19 protein-coding genes are annotated in these 18574 nt (G+C 68.7%); 6 read left to right on the top strand and 13 right to left on the bottom strand.

Annotated features, from left to right (window positions below; genetic code table 11):
• Positions 1-8 precede the first annotated feature (8 nt).
• The 4 genes from T398_RS18890 to T398_RS18905 form a co-directional block, all read right to left on the bottom strand.
• Positions 9-644: a vitamin K epoxide reductase family protein gene (locus T398_RS18890; RefSeq protein ID WP_496448672.1), complete on the bottom strand. Its 636-nt coding sequence runs from the start codon at positions 642-644 to the stop codon at positions 9-11.
• The gene (locus tag T398_RS18895) at positions 641-1306 is read right to left on the bottom strand and encodes a DsbA family protein (protein ID WP_496448674.1); all 666 of its coding nucleotides are present in this window, start codon (positions 1304-1306) and stop codon (positions 641-643) included. The genes T398_RS18890 and T398_RS18895 overlap by 4 nt, the downstream gene beginning before the upstream one ends.
• Positions 1307-1559: 253 nt before the next feature.
• Positions 1560-3569, bottom strand: a complete 2010-nt coding sequence (locus tag T398_RS18900) for a bifunctional copper resistance protein CopD/cytochrome c oxidase assembly protein (RefSeq protein WP_496448676.1) — start codon at positions 3567-3569, stop codon at positions 1560-1562.
• A gap of 180 nt (positions 3570-3749) precedes the next feature.
• Complete coding sequence (locus T398_RS18905) at positions 3750-4673, bottom strand: cation diffusion facilitator family transporter (RefSeq protein WP_496448678.1); 924 nt, start codon at positions 4671-4673, stop codon at positions 3750-3752.
• A 364-nt stretch (positions 4674-5037) separates the two neighbouring features.
• Here T398_RS18905 and T398_RS18910 point away from each other — a divergent pair, with 364 nt between their 5' ends.
• Positions 5038-5880, top strand: a complete 843-nt coding sequence (locus tag T398_RS18910) for a CPBP family intramembrane glutamic endopeptidase (protein WP_496448680.1) — start codon at positions 5038-5040, stop codon at positions 5878-5880.
• 245 nt (positions 5881-6125) lie between these two features.
• On the opposite strand, the gene T398_RS18915 is transcribed toward T398_RS18910, so the two are convergent.
• The 3 genes from T398_RS18915 to T398_RS18925 form a co-directional block, all read right to left on the bottom strand.
• Positions 6126-6974, bottom strand: coding sequence for a hypothetical protein (locus T398_RS18915; RefSeq protein WP_496448682.1), 849 nt, complete (start codon positions 6972-6974; stop codon positions 6126-6128).
• Positions 6975-7334: 360 nt separating this feature from the next.
• On the bottom strand, positions 7335-8618 hold the full coding sequence (locus tag T398_RS18920; protein ID WP_496448684.1) for a glycosyltransferase: 1284 nt from the start codon (positions 8616-8618) through the stop codon (positions 7335-7337).
• Between the two features lies 1 nt (position 8619).
• Positions 8620-9081, bottom strand: a complete 462-nt coding sequence (locus tag T398_RS18925) for a GbsR/MarR family transcriptional regulator (RefSeq protein WP_496448686.1) — start codon at positions 9079-9081, stop codon at positions 8620-8622.
• 226 nt (positions 9082-9307) lie between these two features.
• Here T398_RS18925 and T398_RS18930 point away from each other — a divergent pair, with 226 nt between their 5' ends.
• Positions 9308-9871, top strand: coding sequence for an SRPBCC family protein (locus tag T398_RS18930; RefSeq protein WP_496448687.1), 564 nt, complete (start codon positions 9308-9310; stop codon positions 9869-9871).
• Positions 9872-9972: 101 nt separating this feature from the next.
• Entirely contained in the window at positions 9973-11307 is a 1335-nt protein-coding gene (locus T398_RS18935) for an ABC transporter substrate-binding protein (protein ID WP_496448689.1), read from the top strand.
• A gap of 153 nt (positions 11308-11460) precedes the next feature.
• Here the strand turns inward: T398_RS18935 and T398_RS18940 are convergent, their stop codons facing one another.
• Both T398_RS18940 and T398_RS18945 read right to left on the bottom strand, forming a co-directional pair.
• Complete coding sequence (locus tag T398_RS18940; protein ID WP_496448691.1) at positions 11461-12204, bottom strand: enoyl-CoA hydratase/isomerase family protein; 744 nt, start codon at positions 12202-12204, stop codon at positions 11461-11463.
• The gene (locus T398_RS18945) at positions 12201-13058 is read right to left on the bottom strand and encodes a 3-hydroxyacyl-CoA dehydrogenase family protein (RefSeq protein WP_496448693.1); all 858 of its coding nucleotides are present in this window, start codon (positions 13056-13058) and stop codon (positions 12201-12203) included. The genes T398_RS18940 and T398_RS18945 overlap by 4 nt, the downstream gene beginning before the upstream one ends.
• Before the next feature lie 237 nt (positions 13059-13295).
• Here T398_RS18945 and T398_RS18950 point away from each other — a divergent pair, with 237 nt between their 5' ends.
• Positions 13296-13676 carry a PPOX class F420-dependent oxidoreductase gene (locus T398_RS18950; RefSeq protein WP_496448695.1) on the top strand — a complete coding sequence of 127 codons (381 nt, stop codon included), beginning with the start codon at positions 13296-13298 and terminating at the stop codon, positions 13674-13676.
• A gap of 121 nt (positions 13677-13797) precedes the next feature.
• On the opposite strand, the gene T398_RS18955 is transcribed toward T398_RS18950, so the two are convergent.
• Positions 13798-14007 (bottom strand): BldC family transcriptional regulator, encoded by a 210-nt coding sequence (locus T398_RS18955; RefSeq protein WP_007073996.1) that lies wholly within the window; start codon positions 14005-14007, stop codon positions 13798-13800.
• A gap of 252 nt (positions 14008-14259) precedes the next feature.
• A complete protein-coding gene (locus T398_RS18960; RefSeq protein ID WP_496448764.1) occupies positions 14260-15099 on the bottom strand; it encodes a DUF8083 family protein in 840 nt (279 codons plus the stop codon).
• A gap of 217 nt (positions 15100-15316) precedes the next feature.
• On the opposite strand from T398_RS18960, the gene T398_RS18965 reads away from it, so the two are divergent.
• On the top strand, positions 15317-16399 hold the full coding sequence (locus T398_RS18965) for a Glu/Leu/Phe/Val dehydrogenase dimerization domain-containing protein (protein ID WP_496448697.1): 1083 nt from the start codon (positions 15317-15319) through the stop codon (positions 16397-16399).
• 290 nt (positions 16400-16689) lie between these two features.
• Positions 16690-16905, top strand: a complete 216-nt coding sequence (locus T398_RS18970; protein WP_018221734.1) for a DUF3073 domain-containing protein — start codon at positions 16690-16692, stop codon at positions 16903-16905.
• A gap of 209 nt (positions 16906-17114) precedes the next feature.
• On the opposite strand, the gene amcA is transcribed toward T398_RS18970, so the two are convergent.
• Together amcA and amcB are read right to left on the bottom strand one after the other, a co-directional pair.
• Entirely contained in the window at positions 17115-17351 is a 237-nt protein-coding gene (gene amcA, locus T398_RS18975) for a multiple cyclophane-containing RiPP AmcA (RefSeq protein ID WP_496448699.1), read from the bottom strand.
• The gene (amcB, locus tag T398_RS18980; RefSeq protein WP_496448766.1) at positions 17320-18423 is read right to left on the bottom strand and encodes a cyclophane-forming radical SAM peptide maturase AmcB; all 1104 of its coding nucleotides are present in this window, start codon (positions 18421-18423) and stop codon (positions 17320-17322) included. The genes amcA and amcB overlap by 32 nt, the downstream gene beginning before the upstream one ends.
• Positions 18424-18574: the final 151 nt, after the last annotated feature.

The raw sequence follows: 18574 nt of genomic DNA on the forward strand, positions 1-18574 counted from the left end.
CGACGGCCTCAGACCAGGGTGCTCCAGTAGTCCCAGAAGCGGTGCAGGATCGCGACGACGATGAACGCGAACCAGATGACGAGGACCAGGCTGTGGTAGAGGGCGGCCTGTTCCGTTGCCCGCCGCAGCGCCCGCGGCAGTACGGTCGCGTTGTCCCGCAGGGTCTGCAGCGTGGTGTAGAGGAAGATCGGAATGGTGACCGCCCAGACCACCATGCAGTACGGGCAGAGCGCGCCGATCACATAGAGGCTCTGGTAGATGAGCCAGTGCACGAAGACGACACCGAAGGTGACGCCCCCCTGCAGGCCGAGCCATATCCACCGGGGGAGGCCTCCGGTCGCGAGCAGGACGACGCCGAGCGTGGTGACCACGGCGAACCCCGCGACGCCGAGCAGCGGGTTGGGGAATCCGAAGACCGCGGCCTGCGGGGTGTTCATCACCGAGCCGCAGGACAGGACCGGGTTGATGCTGCAGGTGGGGACGTACCCGGGGTCAGCCAGCAGGTTGATCTTCTCGACGGTGAGGGTGGCGGCGGCGAGCAGGCCGACGCCACCGCCGACACTGAGGATCCACGCGGTGACAGCAGTCAGGAAGCGACGCTCAGCGGGGGCGGTGGCGGGCCGGTCGGCGGTGGCGCTCGTCACCGGGCCAGGGCAGTGTCGATCATTGCGGTCAGATCGTCCTTGCTGCGCAGGTCGGAGAGGGGCTCCCCGTTGAGGAAGAAGGTCGGGGTGCCCTGCACCCCGACCGCCTCACCGTCGGTGCGGTCCTTCGCCACCCGGGCGGCGGTGGCGGGGTCGTCCAGGTCACGCTGGAAGCGGTCGATGTCCAGACCGAGGGTACGGGCGTAGTCGACGAAGACCTCGGTCTGCGGCTCCTCCTGGTGGCCCCAGACGTCCTGGTTCTCGAAGAGCAGCTGGTACATCTCGGCGAAGCGGTCCTGGTTGGCCGCGGACTCCGCGGCCCGGGCGGCGAGCTCGGCGTTGGGGTGGCTGGAGATGGGGAAGTACCGCACCACGAAGGTGATCTTGTCCTCGTAGTCGGCGAGGATCTCCTTAACCGTCGGGTACACCGCCCCGCACGCCTCGCACTCGAAGTCGAGGAACTCCACCAGGGTGACCCTGCTGTCGGGAGCGGAGGCCAGTCGGTGGCTGTCGTCCCGGACCAGCACCGTGGGTTCGACCGTGCCGCCGGTCGTCTCCGCGCTGGGGATCGCGTCGCGGCGGTTGAACGCCAGCACGCCGACCACCACCACCAGAATCAACGCCACGACCGCGGCCAGGGTCAGCCGGGTGTTCCTCGTCATATCTCTATCTCCTGTCGGTCTGTCCGATCCCGCGGCGACCGCCCTGAGCAGGCGAGGCGCCGGACGCAAAGGTACCGGGCGCACCACCGCGGAGCACTGTGATTCACCTGTTCAGTGCGGAACGGGCAGGGCCGCACCGAGCGGCGGGCCATCGGGACACCATCCGACGAGCTGCACGCCGCCGTCGCCCGCACCAGCCGGCCGATTGCGCGCCGGCCCGCTGACGCCCGTGGACGAGCGGGCCACCGCCTACTCACCGACGGACCTGCCGATCGCGTTCGGCCAGATCCGCCAGCATCCGGTTGTACGCGGCCAGCTCGGCGTCCTCGCGCCCTTCGGCTTCGGCACGGTCGGCGGCCCGGTCCCGGCGGCGGGCCTCCCGCTCGTCGGCCTTCATCCACTGGCGCATCAACGCGCCCAGCACGACGACGGTGGGCAACTCACCGAAGGACCAGGCGATGCCGCCAGCGGTGCGTTGGTCCTCCAGGGGAGTGGCGCCCCAGGGGCGATCCAACGCGCTCCACCAGGTTTCCGCGATCAAGGTGGTGGACTGCATGAGCGTGACACCGAGGAAGGCGTGCAGCACCATGCTGATCAGGACCAGGATCAGCTTCAGCGGGTATGGGATACGGCGCGGCGCGGGATCAACCCCGATGACGACCCAAAAGAACAGATAGCCGGCGCCGACGAAGTGTCCGACCATGGCCAGGTGCGCGGCGTGCGAGCGCAGTGCCAGCTCGTACAGGCCGGTGAAGTACATCAGGTAGAGGCTGGCGACGTAGATCACCAACGCGACCACGGGGTTGGTGAGGACGCGCGAGAGCCGCGAGTGCAGCGCCACCTGCAGCCACTCGCGGGGACCCGGCCAGCGCGGGTCGGTCGACGGGGCCAGGGCGCGCAGCGCCAGGGTGATGGGTCCGCCGAGCGCGAGCAGAATCGGGCCGATCATCATCAGCAGCAGGTGCTGAATCATGTGGATCGAGAACAGCAGCGGCCCGTAGCGGGCCAGACCGCTCGAGGTGGCCACGATGATGAGGGCACAGCCCAACAGCCACATGGCGGTACGGGAGACGGGCCAGGCATCGCCGCGGCGGCGGAGCCGCCACACCCCGGCCGCGTAGAACCCGGCGGCGGCGAGCACGGCCGCCATGATCAACGGCTCGGGCAGCCACCCGGTGGCGAGGTTGCCGATGGTCATCGGCGGCGGCATCGGGAAGCCGAGTAGCGCGGTGGCGAGGTCCTCCGTCTCCGCACCGATGGGTGCCGGGGTGCGGGACAGGGCGACCGAGGTACCGATCGCAGCGGCGAAGAGCAGCGTTTCGACGGCCGCAACCCGCAGGAACGGCCCGCGCCGACCTGCCGCCAGGGCCGGCAGGGCCCGGCGACGGTGCGCCAATCCCGCGGCGGCGATCGCGACGAGCGCAGCAGCCTTGATCAGAAGTACCTGCCCGTAGCGGGTGCCCAGCACGTCGGCGGCGCTCGGGAGCCGAACAGCGGCCGACAGCAGCCCGGACAAACCCACTGCGGTCAGGCAGCCAACGGCGAGCGGGGAAAACCTACGCACGGCCCGCGCCAGGTCGGCGGTCGTGCCGCGACTGGTAACGGCCAGGGCGAGCAGGCCACCGGCCCAGATCGTGACCGGCAGCACGTGCAGGAGCAGGCCGGACACCGCCAACTGGTGGTTACCGCTGGCCGCGGCGTGGCCGGTGAAGACCGGCGGCACCAGCGCCCCCAACGCCAGCACCAGGGCGGTCAGCGCGCCACCGGGTCGCAGGCTGGTCGCCGCGACCACCGCCGCCGCCAGGGCCAGCACGCCACTGAACGCCAGGGACTGCCCGAGCGGGACGGCGGTGGCGAAGTGGAGCACCCCCGGCACGGACAGCACCTCTGCGGCGGGGAGGCCGAACAGATCGACCATGGTGTAACAGACCGCGACCGCAGACGCCGCCGCCCACACCGAGGCCGCGCCGGCGGCAGCGCGCATGCGCCGGTAGCCGGTCGCGGACAACCGCCCACCGTCGTCCCGGGGCGAGAGCACCACCGCTGCCAGCAGTAGACCGACCGTGGCGACCGCGCTGACCTGCATGCCGAGCCGGGAGGCCGGCAGCAGCCAGGCCGTGGTTGGTCCTGGGTCCGGAAGCCCGGGCGGGGCCTCCGCGACCGCACCGCCCCACCACAGCAGCACCGCACCGACGGTGGCGGCCACCAGCACCGTCCCTGCCGACAGCAGGAACGGTCGACGCCCGATAGCGGCGAGACTCATCACCGGGTCGCCAACCGGCGCGGGTGGCGGGGGACCGGCCGGAGAGCGGCGACTACCCGCCAGATGGCGGCCCGGCGGGTAGTCAGGCTGGATGGGCGGTTCACGAACAGCTCCCAGATAGATGGCGGCATATAAGGCAGTCGGCCTGCCGCGCCCGCTGGTTCCCAGGAGCGATGCAGGTCACCATCCGCACCCGTGGCAGACAGCGTCCGCGTCGGCCGGCTCCGCCGGTTCGGCTTGCAGGGTGGCGTGCTCGATTGCGAAACGATCCTGCAGCAGCCGTCGGGACCGGGCCAGCACTGCGGCAAGATCGGCATCACGCTCGAGAGCCAGGTGCGCCGAAGCAACGTCCATCCCCGAGGTTAGCGTCCATACGTGCAGGTCGTGCACGTCGGCTACCCCGTCCACGACGAGTAGCGCCGCCCGCACCGCGGAGATGTCCAGATGTGCCGGCGCGGCCTGCACCAACACCCGCAGCGCGGCGCGACCCAACTGGTACGCGCGGGGCAGGATGAACAGCCCCACCGCCACCGCGATCAGCGGATCGGCGTACCACCAGTCGGTCACGGCGATCACGACCGCGGCGACGATCACGCCGACGGACGTGAACAGGTCTCCCAGAACCTCCAGGTAGGCGCCCCGCACGTTCAGACTCTCCCGCGAGCCCGCGCGCAGCAGGAAGAAGGCGACGACGTTGGCCACCAGGCCCGCTACCGCCACCGTCAACATCGGCCCCGCCGGCACCTCCGGTGGTTGACTGAACCGACGTGCCGCCTCGACCACCACGTAGCAGGCAACTCCGAACAGCAGGACGGCGTTGGCCAGCGCCGCCAGCACCTCCATCCGATAGAGCCCGAACGTGCGCTGGCCAGACCGGGACGCTCTGCTGGCGGCGGCGATCGCGGCCAGGGCCATACCGATACCGAGGACATCGGTGAACATGTGTCCGGCGTCGGAGAGCAGCGCCAATGAGCCGGTCATAACCGCTGCGACCGCCTCTACCACCATAAAGGTGAGGAGCAGCCCGAAGGCCGCCCAGAGCCGACCCCGGTGCCGCTCGCCGGCCCGCACCGCTTGTTGACCGTGGTCGTGCCCCGCGCTCATCCGCCTCCCCCTTCTCGTCAGTCAGTGCTCCCACGAACATATGCTCACATCGCTATGCATGCAAGCATTACGGGCGCTACCAGCAAGGACCGGGGCTCCATCCAGCTGCTTCTGCACGCACTCCCGCCTAAGAAAACGATGAAAGGCGACATAACCCCTGAAACCACCCACGGGTTAGCGCGGCAACGAACCCCGCGGCGGCACACTGAGTCCTGGCCGAGAGGTAGGGAGAGCCCCAAGCCGGAAGGTAGGGATGCCCCGCCCGAATTCGGCGGGCTGACCGGCATGGACGAACACCTTTCGCCGGCACCAGAATTAGCCCGAAGCCAGAGGCACAGCACATTTTTGCAAGGAGCTGAGCGGCATGGGCGGTGGCACCACAAGGAATAGGTCGGGCCCGCCGGAGCACAGCACATCCGACCCGACATCAACCGATCTGCCGGCACAGTACTCGCTGGCGAAAATCCTGGGAATCTGGGCGGCCGCCACCCTACCCATGGGACTGGGCTACTGGGTGATTACCCCCGCAGTCGCAGACGGCCCCTACGACACCGTGGTGCTGGCCACCGTCACGCTGGCGGCCGGCCTGATCTGGCAGTTCGTGCTGGCATTGTTGATACTCTGGCGCGAAGAGGGGTCGATAGGCCGCTCCGCCATGGCCCGCCGACTGTGGCTACAGGTTCCCAGAGACCCGGTGAGCGGTCGTCCCCGCAAACGCCTCCTTTGGCTGCTGGCGCCATTGGGAACAGCGTTCGTGCTCAACATGATGTACGTGTCCCCAGTGATTGAGAACCTGCAGCAGCACCTGCTACCCGGGCCTGCCCCACTACCCTTCCAGAAAGCCGAAACGCTGTTCTCGGCCGAAGTCGCCCCACAGATGGAAGGGGCTTGGTGGTTCCTTGCACTTTTCCTGACGCTCAGTATCTTCAACGTCTTCCTCGGTGAGGAGTTTATCTTCCGCGGAATCCTCCTACCCAGGATGCAAGGCGTGTTCGGGTCAGCTGACTGGTTCGCGAACGGAGTCTTGTTCGGCCTGTACCACGTACATCAGCCCTGGACTGCTGGTGGCATCATGCTCACCAGCGGACTGGTCATGTCGCTACCAGTAAGGCGTTATCGGAGCATGTGGCTCTCGGTTATTCCGCACTCGATCCAAACGGTGATCGTGTTTGGGATGCTGCTCGGCCTCATGCGGGGCACGGCGTGACACCACCGACGCCGACACCACCGGGAAACTCAACGCCCGGGTACCCCAACACCACATCTACCTGGGAAGGGCTTGGGGGCCTGCCCACGTGCAGGGCAGGCCCCCAAGCCTCGATCTCACGCCGTAGCAGCCCTCGAACCGAGCGGCGGAAGTCACCGCAACCGTGATCCCGCAAGCCCGAAGGGCACTGTCACCGACTCACCCCGCGCCCCGGCGCAGTGTTGCCGAGGCCGGAACAGAGCCAGCTAGTTGGCTGGAATCGTCACCAGGTCTGTCAGCGGCTTCTCGGTGGCATCTTCCCGCGGCCGGGAGAGGTAGAAATCGGCGTACAGATATCCCGTGCTCTCCAAGTCGGCCGGGTCGACGCCCCGCGCCGCCAGCTCCGCCATCGCCCACTCTCGTTCGGTATCGTCGATAAACCGCCGCTGCCGAACAGCCTGGTCCGCCTTCTCGGTCACGAGCCCATACTGCGCGAGCACTTCCGAAATCGGCTCATAGTCGTACGTCCGGAGGCAGAACGCGGCAACCCAGGGCGGAGCCTCAGTGCAGGTGAGTAGCCGCTCGAAAGTCCGCTCGGTGACATAGCCAATGCCACCCGTGGTCGTGATGAGGTCCACCTCCGACATCTTCTTGGCCAGCTCTGACGATGGCTTTGTCGCCTCCAGGTTCTCGACAAAGGCATCGTCGAGCGCACCGACTGCCACACCGTGCCGGGTAGCGTTCTCGGCGACGTCCAACCCGATGATGTGCGGAGCATCTGGCCGGGCCCGCTGACCCAGAAATTCGTTCTCGGCGCGGCGCACCTGGTCCAGGGTGCGCCCGTCGTCACTGGCACCCTGGTAGTACGTGTACACGTCGTCCAGCTCAAGATCGGTCTTGGTGAGCACCCCGACGATGCCGTAGGAACAGCACACGTCGAGCACGGTGGGTCGGTAGCCGTCACCCCACGGTTGGGCGTCGATCAGCTGGTTGAATACGGTAGCCCCATGCTGCGGGATCTCGTATTCAAACTGTCGCAGGTTGGCGTAATACGCGCACGGCGTCTCCTGGTTGTAGATTCCGCTGAAGTTGGCCTTACCGGACTCGTCGGTCAACGCTTTGACTCCCTTTACTCCGGATGCAAACTCAGGGCCCAAACACAGCCTCCGACCTGTGGCGGCCGGAGGCAACGGGTGCTACACCGGTAGGATATGGTGCATTCGTAGATTAGCCAAGCCGGCAAATCAGACAACCTACTCCAGCCGCCGGGGTTACGTAGTGTGGTGATCCCCCGAGATCGCAGGTAGGAACGGGGGTGAGCACGAGTGCGTCCCACCGTGCCGCTGATTCTGATCGGGTGACAGTGACACGTCGCAGTACTCTCCGACGTCACTCTCCGGCTCCCTTTCTGGGAAGCCGGAGCCGTTCTCAGCGCCAGGGGTGCCCGAGGCGTGGCCACCCGGGCCGCTGGTGCCCTAACCCGCCGGGTTGCGAAGAGTGTCGATCCTGGCCACCGCGTTCGCGACACCGTCCTCGGCCGCGAGACTCCTCCCCAGCTTGACCGCGGTGGCCCGGATCGCGGCGTCGGTGGTCACCGCACGGATCGCGGTAGCCAGCCGCTGCGGAGTGAGCTTCCGCTGCGGTATGGGTGCACTGCCCGCGCCGAGCGCGAACACCTGCCGACCCCAGACGAACTGGTCCAGGAGGAACGGGCAGATCACCGAGGGCTTGCCAGCGCGAAGCGCCGCCGCGGTGGTGCCGGCCCCGCCGTGGTGCACGACGGCGGACATCCGCGGGAAGAGCCAGTCGTGTGGGGCCTGGGTGAGGTGCCAGATGGTGTCTGACGGCTCGATCTCCGCCAGGCCACCCCAGCCGGTGGCCACGATGCCGCGGACGCCAGCCTGGCGCAGTGCCTCGCCGACAAGGCGGGTGAGTCGGCGTGGGTCGCGCCCGGCCATACTTCCGAAGCCGACGTACACCGGTGGGTCGCCCGCCTCGATGAAGTCGACCAGGGCGGCCGGGGGCTGCCAGCGGGCGGCGTCGTCGAGGAACCAGTACCCGGTGAGGTGCACGTGCTCGGGCCAGTCGACGGGTCGCGGCAGGATGTGCTCGCTGATGCCGTGCAGCACCGGGATCGGCCGCCCGTCGGGTAGCCGGGTGGTCAGCGCGGCACCGCTGGTTTTCGCGAGCTCGAGCGTGTCGCGACGAAAAGTGTTCACCATGCCGTCGTACATCCGGTATCCGGCACCGGCCAGGCGGTAGGTCAGTCGGTTGTACCAACGGCCGAGGGGCAGTTCGGGCAGCCCGACGAGGGGGAAGTCACCGGTCGGTACGGAGACCGGCACGGGTAGCGCCAGTACTACCGGCACGCCGAGCTTCTCGGCGATGTGCGGACCGGCCAGTACCTTGGGGTGGTAGACGACCAGATCTGGCTTGGCCTGCCGGGCTGCCGCCCAGGCATCGGCCAGCAGCCTCCGGTTGATTGGGTTCGCCTGACGGGCCAGCCTGATGTTGGTCTTGACCGCCCCGAGCACCCCGGTGGTCTCCTCCATCGCGGCCCGGCCCGCCGCCGAGTCAAGCAGCTGCAGTATGTCGTCACTGAGCTGGCCGTACGCCAAACCCTGGTCGGTGACGAACGACCGGAACCGGGCGCAGGTGGCCAGAGTGACGTCGTGGCCGGCCGACTGGAGACCTTTGCCGAGGGCCACGTACGGCTGGACATCTCCGCGTGACCCTACGGTGATCACCAGTATTCGCATCCTAGCTGTCCTTTCGTGCTTGTTGCCGGAACTCCTCCATCAGGGCTGGGGTGCGCTCGACCATGAAGGCGTAGAAGTCGCGGGAATGGCGTAACCGGCTGGCCTCTGGTGCCGCCGGGTCGCCGACCAGATCGATACCGCGCTGCATCAGATCGATGAAGACGCGCATCTTTTCGGTTGGGTCGATAGCGCGGGCGAAGGCATCCGGATGCATCTCGTACGCGTGTCCGCGGCCCTGGCTCGGCACCCGTCGGACCAGGCCGGACTGTTCCAGCACCCGCATGCCGGTGGATACCGAGGCCTTGGACAGCCCCATCGCCTCGCACAGCTGCGCGGTGGTCTGTTTCGGCGGGTCGCAGATGAGCAGCCAGCCCAGTAGCTTGCCGAAGGCGGGGGTGGTGCCCATCCGAGCCAGGACGACGCCAACCTCCTCGGCGTACCGCCGGCCAGCCTCCGGGTCCATAAAATCCCCTCCTGACGCAACAGTCTCGAATGTTCAGAAGTTTCTAAACAAAATCTAAACCTGGCCTGGAAGCCAGGCCAGAGCGAAAGACGAAAATTTCCACCACGAACCTATTCCCGAGGAAGGTATTGACTTTCCACACTCCTGCGCGAGTGCCGCCAAACAACTGGAATCGAGCACTTCGCAAGGCTGCACCGGCACGCATCAGCCGGTATGGTCCGGGCCTATGGGACAGGAGATGATCGATCCCGTCGATGTCCAGCAGGATTTCGCACGGTACTCGCTCCGCAGCTCGCTCCTCGTTCCCGCGTCGACGCAGCAGGCTTTCGCGGTATTCACCGATGCGATAGCCGACTGGTGGGTCATGGAGTACACCTGGTCCGGCCCCGGCCTACTAACCACGCTGGGGATGGAGCCGCGGACCGGCGGGATGCTGTACGAAATCGGCCCGCACGGCTTCCGCGCCGACTGGGGCCGGGTGCTGGCCTGGGCCCCGCCCCACCGGCTCGTCTTCACCTGGCAGATCGGGGCAGACCGCGTCCCAGCGCCCGATCCGGCCCGGGCCAGCGAGGTCGAGGCACTCTTCCAGCCCGACCGACCTGGGCAAACCCGGGTAGAGGTGGAACACCGACACTTCGATCGACACGGCCCGGCGGCGGAGGGCTACCGCCGGGCGCTGACCGCTGGCTGGTCTGAACTCCTCGCCCGCTACGCGAGCGTGGTCGCGAAACGCGTCGTCGGCCGAGACCGTGACTCACCCACTCCCGTCACCCCGCATCACTCTGAGTAACAAATTGTGGTCAACCTCGCCAGCCGACACGGCCAGGTCCCGACGGTGGGCGAAGCACGCTACCTTGCGTAGCGTACGGTCGCGCCCGAGGAAGGACGACAATGCTGATCACACGCGCCACGCGAGCTGCCACCCTGGCCGCTTGCGCGACGTTCCTACTCGCCAGCAGTGCCTGCGGGACCGACGGGTCCGACAAGGCCACCGCCACCCCGGTACGCCTCTACGGCACCGACGGCACCATGATCAACTCGTTCCCCGCCGAGTTGAGGGACCGCGCCGACCTGGTTGACGGGATGAAGGGCACCACACCGCTGACCCTGCTGCCGGAGGATTTCATAGACCGGTTACACTCGGTTGACCCCGACCTGACCAACTTCGTCTATGCGGCAGAGGCATATGACGCGGTGCTGATCAGCGCGCTCGCGGCACAGGTCGCCGGCACCACCGATCCGGCGGCCATCGCAGCACAGATCGTCGGGATCACCAACGGCGGCCAGCGGTGTGAGACCGCCGTGGCCTGCCTCGCGCTGGCCCAGGACGGACAGGACATCGAGTACCGCAGCGTCTCGATCACCCGGGCTGGGTTCACTGCGGCCGGCGAGCCCTCCACCGCCAGCTACGCCACGCTGCACTTCGGCGGAGAGCAGATCAACGACGCCAGGACAGAGTTCGTCGGTGCGGGCTTCGAGTCCGCCGCGAGCAGCACGCCGCCACCGGAGGCCGCCGCGGCCGACCAGACGGACGGAGCCCCGCTGGTGCTGGGGGGCCTGCAGTCGCAGACTGGTGAACTCGCGCTGTCCAACCCGCCCCTCGCCGCCGGCGCTGCCCTCGCTATCCAGGAGATCAACGACGCCGGGGGAGTCCTTGGCGCCCCGGTCACCTGGATCGACGGCGACGACGGCACCAGTCCGACGATCGCCAAGCAAATTGTGGCGAGCCATGCCGCCGCCGGCGTCCACGTCATCATCGGCGCTGGCGGCTCCGGCATCTCCCGGGCAGTGCTACCCGACGTGGTACGGGCCGGGCTGGTGCTGTTCTCCCCGTCGAACACCGACGCGAGCCTCACCGACCTGGACGACGAGGGCCGCTACTTCCGAACCGCCCCATCCGACAGTTTGCAGGGCCGTGCGCTGGCCGACGTGATCTTGCGGGACGGCCCGCAGCAGATCGCCATCGTGGCCCGTCAGGACTCCTATGGCGAGGGCCTACAGAACATCGTGCGGTCCGAGTTGGAACGGGCCGGCGTCGACTCGGACCGGCTCAAGCTGATCACGTACGAACCGCCGGAGGGCACCGACGCGGCAGCGGTCGACTTCGCCTCCGGGGTCCACGAGATCAAGGAATCTGGGGCCGACGCTGTCCTGATCATCGGGTTCAGTGAGTCGGCCGGGCTGATCCGGGCCCTCGCCGACGCGGGGGTGCCGCTGCACCACTGAACCGCTGAGCCTCCATCGGGTGGTGGCCGCACCGAGGTAACCCGCCGTTGACCAGTGTGCGCACGGCCGCTGCGGCCACCCCGGTCGGCTACCCGCCCACGGTTCTCCGACGGTCAGGGGCGGGCCCTGCTACCGCTGCCGACATCAGCCGGCTCAGGACCGGGCCCGACGCTCGAGAAAGTCGGTCATCCGCCGGTGCTTCTCCTCATCCTCGAAGAGCACTGCCTGACTGACCAGATCCAGGTGGGGGTGCGCGGCCGCCGGAGCGTCCACGGCCAGCTTGGTCAGCCGCAACGCGAGCGCGGAGCCCTTCGCCACCTCGTCGAGCAGGGCGTGGGCCGCCGGCAGCAGCTCGCCCGGCTCGGCGACCACCCGGTTGACCAGACCGATCCGCAGGGCCTCCGCTGCGTCCACCCGCCGGCCGGTGAAGAGCAGCTCCTTCGCCCGTGCCTCACCGACCAGCGCCGGCAGCCGGTGCGTCGCCCCCGCCCCGGCCAGGATGCCAAGTCGCACCTCGGGCTGCCCAAAAACGGCCCGCGAGGTGCACACCCGTAGATCGCCGGCGTACGCCAGCTCGGCACCGCCGCCCAGGGCCGGCCCATCAACCGCGACCACGGTTGGCATCGGCAGCGCCCGGATCCGGGCGAAGACCGCCGAGTTGATCGCGGCGAGGGCATCCAGCCGGTCGCGCTCGCGGAGCTGCCCGATGTCGGCGCCCCCGGCGAAGATGCCGTCAGCGCCTCCGGTGAGCAGCAGCAGCCTCGGCCGGTCCTCCAGCTCGGCGCAGAGTTCGTGGAGCGTGTGGACGAGGTCAACGTCGATGGCGTTGCGCTTCTCCGGGCGGTCCAGCGTCGCCACCACCCGGTCGGCCTGTTCGTCGATCCGCAGACCCGTCACGCCTTCACCCCGTTCTCCCACCGGTAGAAGCCCTGGCCGGACTTCTTGCCGAGGTGTCCGGCGGCAACCATCTCGACCAACAGCGGCGGCGGCGCGAACCGCTCCCCGTACGCGGCCGCCAGGGTGCGGGCGATGTCGAGCCGCACGTCCAGCCCGACCAGGTCGGTAAGCTCCAACGGCCCCACCGGATGCCGGTAGCCAAGCACCATCGCCTTGTCGATGTCCGCCGGTTCCGCCACCTTGTCGGCGACCATTCGGATCGCCTCCAGACCGAGCGTCACCCCCAGCCGGGAGGTGGCGAAGCCGGGCAGATCACGTACGACGACCGGATCCTTGCCCAGCCGAGTGGCGAGCGCGACCGCCGCGTCCGTGCTCTGCGGTGCGGTCCCCGGGCCGACCACAACCTCGAGCAGCGTCATCGCCCACACCGGGTTGAAGAAGTGCAGGCCGAGGAAGCGGTCCGGGCGGGTCAGCCCCTCGGCCAGCTCGGCGATCGAGATGCTGGAGGTGTTGCTGGCCAACAGCGCCGGGCTCAGGTTCTCAGCGTCGCGCAGCACGGAGCGCTTCAGGTCGGCCCGCTCCGGGACGGCCTCGACCACGACCTCCGGGCCGGCGCTGACCTCGGTGAGGGTTCCCCGAACAGTCACCCGGGACCGGTTGGCGCCGGCCTGCTCAACCGTTGTCCGGCCGCGGCCAACGGCCCGGTCCCACAGCTCATCGAGGCGCACCGCGGCGGCTTCACCCCGGGCCGGGTCGACCTCGACCAGGTCCACGTCGTAGCCGGCACCGGCGGCCACGTACGCGATCCCGAGGCCCATCGTGCCGGCCCCGATCACGACCCAACGGTCACCCATGGTGCCTCCTCCCTCCGGCGGTGACCCGGGGGTCGCCCGCGCCGTCCCGCCTACCCGTGTCGCTCGTCCCCGCGACCCTATTGGTTGGGCGGCCTCGCGCGGCAGCCCGGCACCAGGCGGCAACGAAGCTCCCGGATGGGCACCGCCGCGGCAGCGTCCCGACCAGCTCTGCGGCGTACGGCACGCCGGTCCGGCTTACTGCCCGGTCAACCGGCCGCGGGGCCGTATCCTGTCGGCGTGGCCACGCTGGACCGACTCGCGACCGAGAAATACATCCTGCTCACGACCTTCCGCAAGGACGGCCGTGCGGTACCGACCCCGGTTTGGGCGGTCCGTGACGGCGATGCGCTCGTAGTTTGGACAGTTGCCAGCTCCGGCAAGGTGAAGCGGATCCGGCGCAGCGGCGATGTGACCGTCGCCCCCTGCGATGTCCGAGGTCGACCGCGCGGCCCGGCGGTCGCCGGATACGCCGCGCTCGCCGACCCGGCGGGCACCCGGCGGGTCCGCGGCCTGATCAAGGAGAAGTACCGGGTGCTCGGCCGGCTCACCCTGCTGGGAAGCCGGCTACGCCGGGGCGAGCAGGGCACGGTTGGGATTCGGGTCACGCTCAAGGGCTGAACCGGGTCTGCCCCGCGGAGCCTCCCGGGGGGCGAAGCCGCGTTCGCCCCGCAGAAATGCCGTAGGGCGGCGGACAGATCGTCCACCGCCCTACGCGCGTTGTCCGTTGGCTCGCACCCGGTCAGTCCCCCTGACGCTGCTGTGGGATCTGCCCCTGCAACAGCGCTCTGACCTCCGACTCCCGGTATCTGCGGTGCCCGCCAAGAGTCCGGATCGCACTCAGCTTGCCGGCCTTGGCCCAACGGGTCACCGTTTTCGGGTCGACACGGAACATCGACGCCACCTCGGCCGGCGTGAGCAGCGGCTCCGGTTCGTGCGTTCGCGATGCCATGGGTCACTCCTCCACATGTATAGACATCGGCCGGGGTCCCGCCGGCCGACGCGTCTCCCATGGTCCGGCTAGTCCCCGATGTCCGACATGGGCCGAACGGCCGAACGTCCTTAGACGGACGGATGAACCATGACCGAATTATTCGCCTTTAACATGACAGGAGCTGCCATATGCGGTCTCATGATCACGGTTCGTGATGTATCAAATGCGAATGGTTCCCGGGTCAACGAGGGGAAGTCGACTGGTTTGGCGTCAGTTGCACCGCTCGAGCAACTGCACCGCGCGCCACCGCGCAACCAGCTTGTCGTAAGCCGTTGACGCCTCCTCCGCCTCGCCCCGGGACAGCCCGGCCAAGCCGGCGGCGACCAACTCCGGCGAGTCGTCAGCCGCGAGGGTCTCGTCGGAGAGCAGTGACACCAGCCCGCCGTAGTCCAGTTCCACCACCGACCGTGGATGAAACTCCTCCAGCCAACGCGCGGCTTCCTCCACCGCCTCGGTGATCGGCGCGGCACCGACCGACTTGCGCAACACGGCGAGGGCCCGCGACGAGCGACGGCGGGCCTTGGAAATCTCCGTCCGATACCGCAGTGCCCGCCGGCCGGGCTCGGTGACCTGATGCCGCTCCGCCGGCTCGAAGAGGACAAACCACCGCAGCGGTACGCCCCAGGTGGCGATCTGCTCGTGCACGCGGGGAACGCCGTGCTCCAGGACACGCGCCCCGCTACGCCAGTCGTCAACCACCGCCTTGGCCTTCCCGGCGAGCACCGGCGGCACAAAGGCGTCAGCCAACACCGGGGGTACGCCATCCCGCGCGTTCAGCGCCGCCTCGGCGACCCGGATCCGCAGGTTCCACGGGCAGACCAGCAGCGTGTCATCGGCCTCCAGAACGTACGCCTCGTCCGGCAGCTTCGGCAGCCGCGTCCAGCCCGCTCCGAGCGCCTCGATCACCGACGTGAGCTGCCGGCCGGGCCCTTCCGCCGGGGCAACGGCCCGTCCCTGGTCGACGTAACTCCGCCAGTACGCCTGGCGGTCACGGTCGAAGGCGGTCAACGGTTCGTACACGCGCAGGTATGCGGCGAAGAGCGAGGGCACGGCGCGATCCTCCCACGAGTCGGAGGCGAATCCCTGGTGGCACAGTTTCGCGTGCACTCCGGAGAGTCGCCGAGCGGCTGGTCCCGCCGTACGGACGCACACGCCGGTGACGACGGAGACGATGTCGGCCGATACTAGGCTCAGCGGCACCGGCAGCATCCCGCCGGCGTCCTAGGTCCGCGGCCCACAAGGCCGCACACCACACCAGGAGTGAGTCATGGGCGTATTCGCCACCACCGACGACCCCGGGTCGGTCGGCCACGAGCAGGTTCTGTTCTGCCAGGACAAACAGTCCGGCCTACGGGCGATCATCGGCATCTACTCCACGGCGCTGGGACCCGCGCTCGGCGGCACCCGGTTCTACCCGTACGCGAACGAGGAAGCAGCCCTCGCCGACGTACTCGACCTCTCCCGCGGTATGGCCTACAAGAACGCCCTCGCCGGGCTGGACCTGGGCGGCGGCAAGGCAGTCATCTGGGGAGATCCCGAACGGCTCAAGAGCGAGGCGCTGTTGCGCGCCTACGGCCGCTTCGTGGACACCCTGGGCGGCCGTTACTACACCGCCTGCGACGTTGGTACCTACGTGGCCGACATGGACGTGATCGCCCGGGAGACCCGGTTCGTGACCGGCCGAAGCCGCGAGCACGGGGGTGCCGGCGACTCCTCGATCCTCACCGCGTGGGGCGTGTTCCAGGGCATGCGCGCCGCGGCCGAGCACGCCTGGGGCACGCCGACGCTACGCGGACGACGAATCGGCGTAGCGGGCCTGGGTAAGGTCGGCAAGTACCTGGTCGGCCACCTCCTGGACGACGGCGCCGAGGTCGTGGCGACCGACGTGAACCCCCGGGCCTTGGCCTGGGCGCGGACGAACCATCCGCAGGTGACGCTGATGGACGACGCCACCGCGCTGACCGCTGCCGACCTCGACGTGTACGCCCCGTGCGCGCTGGGGGGCACGCTCAACGACGACACCGTCCCCGCGCTGCGGGCAAAGGTGGTCGCCGGGGCGGCGAACAACCAGCTCGCCCACCCGGGCATCGAGAAACTCCTCGCCGACCGGGGCATCCTGTACGCGCCCGACTACGTGGTCAACGCCGGTGGCGTGATCCAGGTCGCCGACGAAGTCGAGGGTTTCAACTTCGAACGCGCCAAGCTACGGGCGACCAAGATCTACGACACTACCCGGGAAATTCTGCGGCTCGCCGATACCGAAGGGGTGCCACCGGCGGTGGCCGCGGACCGGCTGGCCGAGCGACGGATGGCTGAGGTGGGCCGACTGCGGACGATCCTGCTGCCCTGATCACGTCCAGGGGCGGGCCGGGCTGGTTCCGCCCCTGGACCGCCACAGCGTCACGGCGCGGTTAAGCTGGATTCACGGTGATTCGCCTGCTGTTAGGGGCGCTCCCCGGATTGGCCCTTACCGAGTACACTGGGTGATGACCGAGCCGCCGCGACGCGCGGAGCCGGACGACGGTAACCCGAGGTGCCGAACGGTGGCATCTCCATGTACCGTAAGAGCCACGAGAGATGCCTGACGTCATCGGGGCCCGCCTTCGGGCTGCCCCGCATTCTGTGCGAGGGGGTCGAGCCATGGGGCGCGGCCGAGCTAAGGCCAAGCAGACAAAGGTGGCCCGGGAGTTGAAGTACCACTCCCCGAACACCGACCTCGCCGCCTTGCAACGCGAACTCGGCGGCAGCCACAAGTCGGACCACGACTTCGACGACGACTACAAAGAGTATGTCGACGACGATGACGAGGACCACGTGGACGACGACCCGGACAGCCGGGCTCGTCCCAACCGCTGACCCCTGGTGCAACATGAGCACGCGGTCGATCCGCGTGCTCATGTTTGTGCCCATCGGTCAGCGGTCCCCGACGGAGGCAGGGCGTGTCTCGGAGTGCTGGCAGTGGCTCCGAGACACGCCCTTTTCGGCAGGTACCGCGGAACCCCGACGCGGCATGGACCGGTTGGGATGGCCAGTCGGCTCAGCGTGACCCGGGGTGACCGGTCGGCTCAGCGTGGACGGTTGTTCCAGTTGTAGAACGTCGGGATGTTCTCGAAGTGGTTCCAGGCGCAGACCGCGCTGGAGGTGCCGTCTCCCGCCGCCTCCGCCCGTAGGCGGCGGGCCGCCTCGGCCTCGCGAAGCAACGTGGTGAGGTCGGCGCCAGCGGCGCGGACCCGATCAACCACGTCGTCCGCGACCGTGCCCACCGTACGCTCAGGTTTCCGGGGACCGGTGTTCTCGGGCATGCTCCAACACTCCCTCCAATAGGCGGATCTTGCTGTTGCGGCAGTGCTCGGTCTCCGTAACGTCAAAACGTCCCTGCTCGAAGTAGCGGTTGGCCGCGTGGCCACCGCCGCAGAAGCCGAAGTAGGAACACGATGCTCGGCAAGCCTCCACCCCGGCGAGAAACTCGCCGACCCAGGGTGTCTCTGCGGCCTCGGCCACGATCTCCGCCAGCGGAGTGGCCAGCACGTTGCCGCTGCTGAAGTCGCCGTACCGAGGGTTCGTGAAACCGGCCAGTTCGGGCGAGAGCACGGTTACCGAGCCGTCGTGCCCGACCGTGGGAATCGGATCCAGCCGACGGGGCAACAGCCGCTCCTCGACGCCGTCCAACACGGCAGCGGCGTACCGCAGGGACCACTCGATCTCACGCAGGTGGATGCGGGGGTTCCGGCGCCAGGCCGCCACCAACTCCGCCCAGAAGGCGGTCACCGCAGCCGCGTCGTGGCGGTTGGTCCGCGTATTGACCCCCTCGGTCTCCTCGATGTTCACACCCAACACGTCCGGGCCGAGGTCGAGGAAGAAGTCGTACAGTTCGCGGGCGAGACCCGGCTCGGGGCGCCCCACCACCGCCAGCGCCGAAAACGGCAGCCCATGCCGGCGCAACGCCTCTACTCCCCGCATGATCTGGGCGTACGCGGGACGCCCGCCCCGGGTGACCCGATCCGTGTTTCGCCCCCGCGGCCCGTCCACGCTGACGCTCACCCGGACCCGGTGCTCCGCGAAGAACCGACACCAAGCATCGTCGATCAGCGTCGCGTTGGTCTGGACGTGATGCTCCACCTCCGGCCCGAACGGGGCAATCAGCCCGGCAAGCAGCTCCTGCCCGGCGGCGAGCGGCTCGCCACCGTGCCACACCACGGAGAATCGCCCAGCTCTCGCCCACGGGTTGACTGATGCCGCCACCGCCTCCGCCACGCTGACCGGCATCCGCCGGTCGGCGTGGCGGAGCGGGAGATAGCAGTACACGCAGTCGAGGTTGCAGAGCGTTGTGGGCTGCATAACCACATAGGCTGGGACGGCCGCCAAACCGCGCATCCCAGCTGTCGACTGCCCCCGTACCGCCATCGCCCTCCTCTGCCATGCCGGGCGCGCTACGACACCCCGGCGTGCCCCGGCGACATTGCGGGGGTGCACCTCAGGCTAGGCGGCGTCGGCCACCCGGGTGAAGCCCCCGACCCGCAGACCG

This window comes from Salinispora goodfellowii (assembly GCF_059570675.1).

Bases quoted from the DNA above. Each gene is read 5' to 3' on its own strand.
- T398_RS18895 (WP_496448674.1), bottom strand. From the start codon at position 1,306: ATGACGAGGAACACCCGGCTGACCCTGGCCGCGGTCGTGGCGTTGATT.
- T398_RS18900 (WP_496448676.1), bottom strand. From the start codon at position 3,569: ATGAGTCTCGCCGCTATCGGGCGTCGACCGTTCCTGCTGTCGGCAGGG.
- T398_RS18905 (WP_496448678.1), bottom strand. From the start codon at position 4,673: ATGAGCGCGGGGCACGACCACGGTCAACAAGCGGTGCGGGCCGGCGAG.
- T398_RS18910 (WP_496448680.1), top strand. From the start codon at position 5,038: ATGGGCGGTGGCACCACAAGGAATAGGTCGGGCCCGCCGGAGCACAGC.
- T398_RS18920 (WP_496448684.1), bottom strand. From the start codon at position 8,618: ATGCGAATACTGGTGATCACCGTAGGGTCACGCGGAGATGTCCAGCCG.
- T398_RS18925 (WP_496448686.1), bottom strand. From the start codon at position 9,081: ATGGACCCGGAGGCTGGCCGGCGGTACGCCGAGGAGGTTGGCGTCGTC.
- T398_RS18930 (WP_496448687.1), top strand. From the start codon at position 9,308: ATGGGACAGGAGATGATCGATCCCGTCGATGTCCAGCAGGATTTCGCA.
- T398_RS18935 (WP_496448689.1), top strand. From the start codon at position 9,973: ATGCTGATCACACGCGCCACGCGAGCTGCCACCCTGGCCGCTTGCGCG.
- T398_RS18945 (WP_496448693.1), bottom strand. From the start codon at position 13,058: ATGGGTGACCGTTGGGTCGTGATCGGGGCCGGCACGATGGGCCTCGGG.
- T398_RS18955 (WP_007073996.1), bottom strand. From the start codon at position 14,007: ATGGCATCGCGAACGCACGAACCGGAGCCGCTGCTCACGCCGGCCGAG.
- T398_RS18965 (WP_496448697.1), top strand. From the start codon at position 15,317: ATGGGCGTATTCGCCACCACCGACGACCCCGGGTCGGTCGGCCACGAG.
- T398_RS18970 (WP_018221734.1), top strand. From the start codon at position 16,690: ATGGGGCGCGGCCGAGCTAAGGCCAAGCAGACAAAGGTGGCCCGGGAG.
- amcA (WP_496448699.1), bottom strand. From the start codon at position 17,351: ATGCCCGAGAACACCGGTCCCCGGAAACCTGAGCGTACGGTGGGCACG.
- amcB (WP_496448766.1), bottom strand. From the start codon at position 18,423: ATGCGCGGTTTGGCGGCCGTCCCAGCCTATGTGGTTATGCAGCCCACA.